General features: G+C 36.0%; 12 protein-coding genes. 10 read left to right on the plus strand and 2 right to left on the minus strand.

The features are described 5' to 3' along the window. Both VIG73_RS08550 and VIG73_RS08555 read right to left on the minus strand, forming a co-directional pair. Positions 1–1,115 (minus strand): proton-conducting transporter membrane subunit (locus tag VIG73_RS08550; RefSeq protein ID WP_331640971.1); only part of this gene is annotated, 1,115 nt, incomplete at its 3' end. Between the two features lie 202 nt (positions 1,116–1,317). Then, the gene (locus VIG73_RS08555) at positions 1,318–1,458 is read right to left on the minus strand and encodes a sporulation histidine kinase inhibitor Sda (protein ID WP_331640973.1); all 141 of its coding nucleotides are present in this window, start codon (positions 1,456–1,458) and stop codon (positions 1,318–1,320) included. Between the two features lie 435 nt (positions 1,459–1,893). Between VIG73_RS08555 and VIG73_RS08560 the strand changes: the two genes are divergently transcribed. From VIG73_RS08560 to VIG73_RS08605, 10 genes are all read left to right on the plus strand, one after another. Continuing rightward, complete coding sequence (locus VIG73_RS08560) at positions 1,894–2,409, plus strand: YqeG family HAD IIIA-type phosphatase (protein WP_331640976.1); 516 nt, start codon at positions 1,894–1,896, stop codon at positions 2,407–2,409. Continuing rightward, entirely contained in the window at positions 2,397–3,509 is a 1,113-nt protein-coding gene (gene yqeH, locus VIG73_RS08565) for a ribosome biogenesis GTPase YqeH (RefSeq protein ID WP_331640978.1), read from the plus strand. Before VIG73_RS08560 ends, yqeH begins: the two co-directional genes overlap by 13 nt. A gap of 19 nt (positions 3,510–3,528) precedes the next feature. Continuing rightward, the gene (gene aroE / locus VIG73_RS08570; protein ID WP_331640980.1) at positions 3,529–4,374 is read left to right on the plus strand and encodes a shikimate dehydrogenase; all 846 of its coding nucleotides are present in this window, start codon (positions 3,529–3,531) and stop codon (positions 4,372–4,374) included. A gap of 1 nt (position 4,375) precedes the next feature. Beyond that, a complete protein-coding gene (yhbY, locus tag VIG73_RS08575) occupies positions 4,376–4,669 on the plus strand; it encodes a ribosome assembly RNA-binding protein YhbY (RefSeq protein WP_331640982.1) in 294 nt (97 codons plus the stop codon). Positions 4,670–4,693: 24 nt separating this feature from the next. Beyond that, positions 4,694–5,263, plus strand: coding sequence for a nicotinate-nucleotide adenylyltransferase (locus VIG73_RS08580; protein WP_331640984.1), 570 nt, complete (start codon positions 4,694–4,696; stop codon positions 5,261–5,263). After that, entirely contained in the window at positions 5,250–5,822 is a 573-nt protein-coding gene (yqeK, locus tag VIG73_RS08585) for a bis(5'-nucleosyl)-tetraphosphatase (symmetrical) YqeK (RefSeq protein WP_331640986.1), read from the plus strand. The genes VIG73_RS08580 and yqeK overlap by 14 nt, the downstream gene beginning before the upstream one ends. A 3-nt stretch (positions 5,823–5,825) precedes the next feature. Continuing rightward, entirely contained in the window at positions 5,826–6,182 is a 357-nt protein-coding gene (rsfS, locus tag VIG73_RS08590) for a ribosome silencing factor (protein ID WP_331640988.1), read from the plus strand. Positions 6,183–6,186: 4 nt separating this feature from the next. Then, positions 6,187–6,936 (plus strand): class I SAM-dependent methyltransferase, encoded by a 750-nt coding sequence (locus tag VIG73_RS08595; protein WP_331640990.1) that lies wholly within the window; start codon positions 6,187–6,189, stop codon positions 6,934–6,936. Positions 6,937–7,097: 161 nt separating this feature from the next. Then, positions 7,098–7,655 (plus strand): helix-hairpin-helix domain-containing protein, encoded by a 558-nt coding sequence (locus tag VIG73_RS08600; protein ID WP_331640992.1) that lies wholly within the window; start codon positions 7,098–7,100, stop codon positions 7,653–7,655. A 42-nt stretch (positions 7,656–7,697) separates the two neighbouring features. Beyond that, positions 7,698–8,049, plus strand: a 352-nt coding sequence (locus VIG73_RS08605) for a ComE operon protein 2 (protein ID WP_331640994.1), incomplete at its 3' end; no start/stop codon positions are given.

Raw genomic sequence — 8,049 nt, forward strand, 5'->3', positions numbered from 1 at the left:
CCAAATAGGGCAAGTGTTGCTGTCATAGGTAACAATGTAAATAGTCCACCAAGTTTACGGATGTCACGTGTACCTGTTTGTAAATCAACAATACCAGCAACCATAAATAAGCTACCTTTAAATGTTGCATGGTTTAAAATATGGAAAACGGCTGCAAATACCGCAATTTCTGTTCCAAACCCGAGCATTGCCATGATCATACCAAGCTGACTAATTGTAGAAAAAGCTAAAATTGCTTTTAAATCCGTTTGGCGCACAGCCATATAAGATCCCCAGCACAATGTCACAATACCAATCGTACTAACGATAATAAAGAACCATTCGTAACTAGAGAAAATAGGCGAGAAACGGGCGACTAGGTAAAGACCTGCTTTTACCATTGTTGCTGAGTGCAAATAAGCACTAACAGGTGTTGGCGCTTCCATTGCATCTGGCAACCAAATGTGGAATGGAAATTGAGCGGATTTAGTAAATGCACCTAAAAGGATTAATCCCATTGCTAATGGTAAATAATCATTATTTAATATGACATCAGCATGCTGAATAAGTTCTTGTATGCTAGTTGTACCGGAAATGATGCTTAGTAAAACAAATCCACCTAACATACTTAAACCACCAAAAATGGTGATTAACATCGATTTTTGTGCACCATAACGCGAACGTTCTTTTGTGTGCCAGTATCCGATTAATAAAAATGATGAAATGGATGTTAATTCCCAAAAAGTGTACAAGGCAAATATGTTATCAAAGGAGACGACTCCTAACATGGCTGCCATGAACATAAGTAAGTAAACATAAAAATGGCCTAATCTCTCTGTTTGATCCAAATAATAGATTGAATAGGCGACAACGAGTGTTCCAATACCACTTATTAAAAGAATAAATAATAGACTAAGTCCATCTAAATATAAATCTAGATTCATTCCTAATGATGGAATCCACGAGTTAGACTCTTTTATCGGAACAAATTCTTTCCCGACAAAGCGAACATAATAAAGGAAAATTCCTAACGGGACAAGAAGTACAAAAATCCCGGTATGTATTCGATGTTTGAGTCTACTTAAGAATGGGACTATAAAGGCAAAAAGTAGTGGAATGAATATTGCGAATATCATGAAATGGATGCCCTCCTTATAAGATCTTTCAAATTTAACTTTACTTCCATCGACATAAATTGTTTATGTAGAATTCGACAAATAGATACATACTAAATTAGTTTAACATAATTAGAGCGACTGGAAAAATAAAACCCCCTTTAAATCCGGAGAAACCGGAAAGGAGGAATGCCGATTGATAACCAATTTTAAAGAGTAGAGTTTAACATGTTACTTTTACTTTGTGGATGAGATTTCGCCTTGAAATTTCTTTCTTAATAAGCGAAATAAAATCTGCTTCTAAATTCAGTTCGATTGCCTTTCTATACGCCTCCAGTAATAATTTATCAGAAAGCCGATACATAAAAAAGTCCCCCTATATCCATACCATTAAAAGATGTGATTAATGTACTTACGTTTTTATCCGTTATGAAGACTATTAATAATCTATCATGATTTTTTAAATCTAACAAGAGGAGACTTATCTACATTTTGGTGTGTATAACTTTTATTTAAATTGTTTTAAATGTTGTTATATTACCGTCTGTTGTTGTTGATAATGTTATCCACAAATCGAAAAATAGGAGAATTTGTCGAACGATTTTATCATCTTAAATACGATTAAGCCTTCTGTTTATTGTTATTTTCTTGGTTTAGTAGTAAATTTAACGTTATTATTTAATTTTACTTCCTAATCGAATCTATTTGTTATAGTATTAAATAGGGATTCATTGTTATTTTATGGATTGCTAAACATTTCGTTAGTGTATTGTAATATATGTTATGAGGTGTATTTAATTTGCTGAAATTATTTTTGCCTGATCATTATGTGAAGACTGTTTTTGAGATTAAACCTGAGGGGTTAAAAAGTAAGGGGATTAAGGGTATTATTACAGATTTAGATAATACATTGGTTCCTTGGGATGTTAAAGATGCAACACCAGAAGTATATAAGTGGTTCGAAAAGATGAAACAGAATGAGATAAAAGTGACCATTATTTCCAATAATAATAAAGAACGTGTGAAAGTTTTTTCTGAGCCGTTGGGTGCTCCTTATGTTTTTAGTGCACGAAAACCATTAGCACGTTCATTTAAAAAAGCTGCACAAGAGATGGGATTAAAGCGAAACGAAGTTGTCGTCATAGGTGATCAGCTTCTAACAGATATTCTTGGTGGAAACAGGGCTGGATTTCATACAATCCTAGTAGCACCAATTGTTAAGACAGATGCAAAGATAACATCGTTTAATCGTCGTATTGAACGTTCTATTTTAAATCGTATGCGCAAAAAGGGGATGATTACATGGAACAAATAAATGAAGTGTTATTTTGTTTAGGTTGTGGCGCTAAGATTCAATCAGAAGATCCCGAGAAAACAGGCTATACACCAAAATCCACGCTTGCGAAGGAAGATGTTTTATGCAAGCGTTGTTTTCGTTTAAAACATTATAATGAAATCCAAGATGTAGACATTACAGATGATGATTTCTTGAAGATGGTATCGAGTATCCAAAATAAAAGGGGTCTCGTCGTTCATCTTATTGATATATTCGATGTAAATGGTAGTCTGTTAACAAATTTACCACGAATTGTTGGTGAAAATCCAATCTTGCTCGTCGGAAATAAACAAGATCTATTGCCAAAATCAACGAATGAAAGACATCTCATCCAGTGGTTGCGTCGTTCAGCGAAAGAAATGGGCCTGAAAGTTATCGATGTTGCGCTTATTTCATCGAAAAAAGGACATGGGATGGAAGCTCTAAGCAATATGATTGAAACCTATCGAAAGGGACAAGATGTATTTATTGTAGGGACAACGAATGTCGGTAAATCAACATTCATTAACCGTCTTATTAAACATTCAACAGGTGAGAATGATGTGATCACGACTTCTTATTTTCCTGGAACAACACTCGGATTTATTGAAATCCCTCTTGATGCAAAATCACATATGATTGATACACCTGGGATTGTAAATAGAAAACAACTATCCCATTATGTTTCCGAAAATGATTTAAAACTCATCCATCCAACTAAAGAAATTAAACCAAGAGTATATCAATTAAATGCTGAACAGACATTATTTTTTGGTGGATTAGCGCGGATTGATTTTATAAAAGGTGATCGCAAGTCTTTTATATGTTATTTTTCAAATCGATTACCTATTCATCGTACGAAGTTAGCAAAAGCCGATGAGCTATATAATAATCATTTAGGACAAATGCTAGCACCACCTGATGAAACAACACAATCGATGCTTCCACCGCTTGTTAAACATTCATTTCGATTACAAACAGGTAAATCAGATATTGTTTTTCCAGGATTAGGGTGGGTAAGTGTAGCGGGAGAAAAAATAACTGTTGAAATTCATGCTCCAAGGGGGATTGCTGTAAGTTTAAGAGAAGCTTTAATATAAGAACCATGGAGGTGATCAAATGTATTATCGTTTAGGGTTAATTGGACATCCAGTGAAACAGTCTTTGTCTCCGTGGATTCACTCCGAATTTTTAAAAAGAAGCCATTTGAAAGGTCAATACGATTTAATTGATGTTCACCCAGAAGAAGCTTTGGAAAATGTGCTTCATCATTTGCAACATGAAGGCTATCATGGATTTAATGTCACAGTCCCATATAAAGAGAAAATCATGAACTATTTAGATATTGTCGACGAACACGCCCATCGAGTCGGTGCAGTTAATACCGTTGCCCGGCGCGGTGGTAAATGGATTGGATATAATACAGATGGGATTGGTTATGTCCGAGCTCTTGAGGAGAAATATCCCAAGTTTTTTCTTGGGGCTGAAAAAAACGTTTTATTAATTGGAGCAGGTGGTGCCGCCCGTGGCATTTATGCCAGTTTATTGACTAAACCGTTACAGCGCATCGATTTGGCTAATCGCACCTTGCAGCACGCCGAAAATATTAAAATAATGAATGAAACATCCATTCAAACGGATATTCTTTCATTAGAACGTGCCAGAGAACTTTGCTCGACATATGATTTAATTATTCAGACAACCGTTGTAGGAATGAATCCTCATGAAAATGAGATGATTATGTCTTTTCCGGTTTTAAGAAAAGAGCAAATTGTATCGGATATTGTTTATCAACCGATTATGACAAAGTTTTTGCGGGATGCTAAATCAAAAGGAGCACAAATCCATTTAGGACACTCAATGCTTCTTCACCAAGCTCAAGTAGCTTTTGAAATATGGACAGATCAATTAGTCGAGCTAGAAAAAATGGATCATCAACTCGAAGATATACTGAAAGGAAGATAATATGTTAACAGGTAAACAAAAACGATTTTTACGATCTAAAGCCCATCATCTTAAGGCCATTTTTCAAGTTGGAAAAACAGGTGTCAATGAAAATATGGTTAAACAAATCGCGGACGCATTAGAAAGACGTGAATTAATTAAGATTAATATTTTGCAAAACTGCCTAGAAGATAAAGAAACAGTTGCTGAGCAGTTAGCGGAACAAACGGAAGCAGAAATCGTACAAATCATTGGGAATCAAATTATTTTATATAAAGAATCAACGGAAAACAAGCAAATCGAACTACCAAAATGATAATCATTTCAAAGGGAGAGTATCATGAAGCAGATTGGAATTTTAGGAGGTACATTCGATCCACCACATATAGGTCATTTAATGATTGCCGAAGAAGTTCGGCATGCATTAAAGTTAGATGAGATATGGTTCGTACCTACTGCAGATCCCCCGCACAAAGATATTGCACATGCAACGACAGAAGAGCGTATTGATATGGTGAGGTTAATGACAGCGCATGAGCCTGCATTTAAATTAAATACGATAGAGATTAATCGTGGTGGTAAGTCATACACGTATGATACGATAAGCGATTTAAAGACGCTTTATCCAAACGATAAGTTTTACTTTATCATTGGTGCTGATATGGTTGAATATTTACCACATTGGTATAACATTGATGAATTAATGAAACGTGTTACATTTGTTGGTGTTAAGCGGGTTGGATACACATTAAATACATCATATCCAATCATAACTGTTGATGTACCATTATTTGAAGTCTCTTCTTCAGATATTCGTAATCGTATAGCAACAGGACGCCCCATTAAACATCTCATATGTGATTCTGTTTACTCTTATATTAAGGAGCGAGGACTGTATGAACCGCGATGAGGCATTGTTACATGTTAAACCACATTTAACTGAAAAGCGTTTTGAACATACGATTCGTGTTGCAGATACAGCATTGAGCTTAGCGGAAAAGTACGGCGTATCGAAGGAGCAGGCTGAATTGGCAGCTATTTTTCATGATTACGCCAAGTATCGTCCAGTGGCAGAACTGAGACGTTGGGTAGAATCATCTTATTTACCGAAAGACTTACTGCAATATCACCATGAACTATGGCATGGACCGGTTGGCTCAATGTTAATAGAGCTTGAATATGGTATCCATGATCAAGACGTTAAGTCAGCCATTTATTACCATACAACAGGTAGAAAAGATATGTCACCACTTGAACTCGTTCTCTTTGTAGCGGATTATATTGAACCTGGACGCCAATTTCCGGGTTTAGATGAAGTCAGACAAATGGCGAAACTTGATTTAGTGAAATCGGCCTGGATGATATCGCGAAATACAATAAACTTCTTGATGAGCAAAAACCAACCCATTTATCCAGATACGTTTTACGCTTATAATGACTTAACTAATAAAGTATATGGAGGTTTTTAATGGATGGAAACAAAAGAATTATTACATATCGTCGCTAAATCATGTGACGATAAACATGCGGAAAATATGATTGCTTTAGATATGAAAGGCATTTCCTTTATTGCGGATTATTTCCTCATTTGTGAAGGAACAAACGAAAGACAAGTCCAAGCAATTGCTAAAGGCATTAAAGATTCATTAGCTGAAAAAGGATTAAATGTCGATCGTATAGAAGGATTAGAACATGCGCGTTGGGTTCTAGTTGATTTAGGTTCGATCGTATGCCACGTGTTCCATAAGGACGAAAGAAGTTACTATAATTTAGAGCGCTTATGGGGAGATGCCCCACAAGTACCATTACAAATTGGACAAGAAGGGTAGTATAATGACATACCAACAATTGGCCTATGTGTATGATTCATTTATGAGCGAGGCACCGTATAATCAGTGGGTTGATTTTACAAAGGAAATCATAAGAAGGCGAGGGCCTGTCAAGCAAATTGTTGACTTGGGCTGTGGTACAGGCGAATTGACCATTCGATTGGCTCGCGAGGGTTATCAATTAATTGGTGTCGATTATTCTCACGATATGTTAGCTGTTGCAGAGCAAAAAGCCAGTCTTTCTCACGATATTCAATGGATCCAGAAAGATATTAGAGAGTTAGAAGGGTTTAGTCATAATGATATGATCGTCAGTTATTGTGATGTCATAAACTATATTACGACAGAGGAAGACCTACTCCTCGTGTTTAACAATGCATATAGATCATTGCGAGAAGGTGGATTATTCGTATTTGACTTTCATTCTCTATCTCATGTTAATGAGAACCTAATTGATCAAACCTTTTCCTATGTGGATGATGCGTTTAGTTATATTTGGCATTGTATTCCTGGAGAAGAAGTAGGAGAAATGTATCACAATCTAACGTTTTTTGTTCAAGATAAAGATCGGCATTATATTCGTCATGACGAAGTACATCATCAGCGTACCTTTTCTGTTGAATGTTATCAACATTTACTTAATCAAGCAGGTTTTAAAATAAAAAATATTTATGGTGATTTTGCTATAGAAAAGAAATTTTTGGAATCAGAAGCAGAGCGAATCTTTATTATCGCGGAAAAAAGATCGGAATAACGTTATTTCCCGATCTTTTGCTCTTTTGGTGTATTTGTCTAATTAATTGATAGTCGTTATAATGAGGCTGTATCCACCTAATCAACATAAAAGGGGTGTGATCTGCCTTCCTGCATTTTATAAGAAAATATGGTGTCATTATTGCTATTGGAAGTGTGGCTGTGATTTATTTTTTATTACGTGATGCCGATGAGACGAATGTAACGATTGTAGAAGATGTTGCTAACGTTTCTAGCCCTATTGCTAATCAAGAAGACGAATTAGCAAATACTGAGTCTCAAGAAACGGTCGTGATTGATATTAAAGGAAGTGTTATGAATCCGGGTGTTTATGAACTAGATTATGATAAGCGCGTTCATGATGCCATACAAGTAGCTGGAGGATTTACCGATAATGCTGAACAATCGCAAATCAATTTAGCTCAACGTTTACAAGATGAAATGGTCATTTATGTGCCGAAAAAAGGCGAAGAACTAATAAGTGGTGCGATGGATCGCGCAGGCTCAGGTGTAAATGATGGACCGAATAAAATTCGCATTAACAGCGCTACATTAGATGAAATCACGACTTTAAACGGTATTGGTCCGAAAAAAGCACAGGCAATCATCGACTATCGAGAAGAACATGGTTTATTCCAATCGATTGAAGATTTACTTGAAGTTCCAGGAATCGGAGAAAAAACACTTGAAAATTTAAAAGAGTACATTCAAATACCTTAATTGTTTTACGACTATTTAATAAAAAGATAGAGGGGAATAAAGTTGAAAAGAATACCTTGGGATCAGTATTTTATGGCGCAAAGCCATTTATTAGCCTTACGTAGTACTTGTACAAGATTAATGGTTGGAGCGACAATTGTTCGCGATAAAAGAATTATTGCAGGTGGATATAACGGAAGTGTGTCAGGCAGTGTACACTGTGTAGATGAGGGGTGTTATGTCGTTGATGGTCATTGTGTGAGAACAGTCCATGCTGAGGCAAATGCGCTTTTACAATGTGCAAAATTCGGTGTTGCTACTGAAGGGGCGCATATATATGTGACACATTTTCCGTGTTTACAATGTACAAAACAAATCATCCAAGCAGGGATCGATACCGTTTATTACGCCACAG

Origin of the sequence: Cerasibacillus sp. (assembly GCF_036516575.1) — a bacterium.
GTDB lineage: Bacteria > Bacillota > Bacilli > Bacillales > Amphibacillaceae > Cerasibacillus.

Coding starts and splice junctions, on each gene's coding strand:
- VIG73_RS08555 (WP_331640973.1), bottom strand. CDS start 1,458: ATGTATCGGCTTTCTGATAAATTATTACTGGAGGCGTATAGAAAGGCA.
- yqeH (WP_331640978.1), top strand. CDS start 2,397: ATGGAACAAATAAATGAAGTGTTATTTTGTTTAGGTTGTGGCGCTAAG.
- aroE (WP_331640980.1), top strand. CDS start 3,529: ATGTATTATCGTTTAGGGTTAATTGGACATCCAGTGAAACAGTCTTTG.
- yhbY (WP_331640982.1), top strand. CDS start 4,376: ATGTTAACAGGTAAACAAAAACGATTTTTACGATCTAAAGCCCATCAT.
- VIG73_RS08580 (WP_331640984.1), top strand. CDS start 4,694: ATGAAGCAGATTGGAATTTTAGGAGGTACATTCGATCCACCACATATA.
- yqeK (WP_331640986.1), top strand. CDS start 5,250: ATGAACCGCGATGAGGCATTGTTACATGTTAAACCACATTTAACTGAA.
- rsfS (WP_331640988.1), top strand. CDS start 5,826: ATGGAAACAAAAGAATTATTACATATCGTCGCTAAATCATGTGACGAT.
- VIG73_RS08595 (WP_331640990.1), top strand. CDS start 6,187: ATGACATACCAACAATTGGCCTATGTGTATGATTCATTTATGAGCGAG.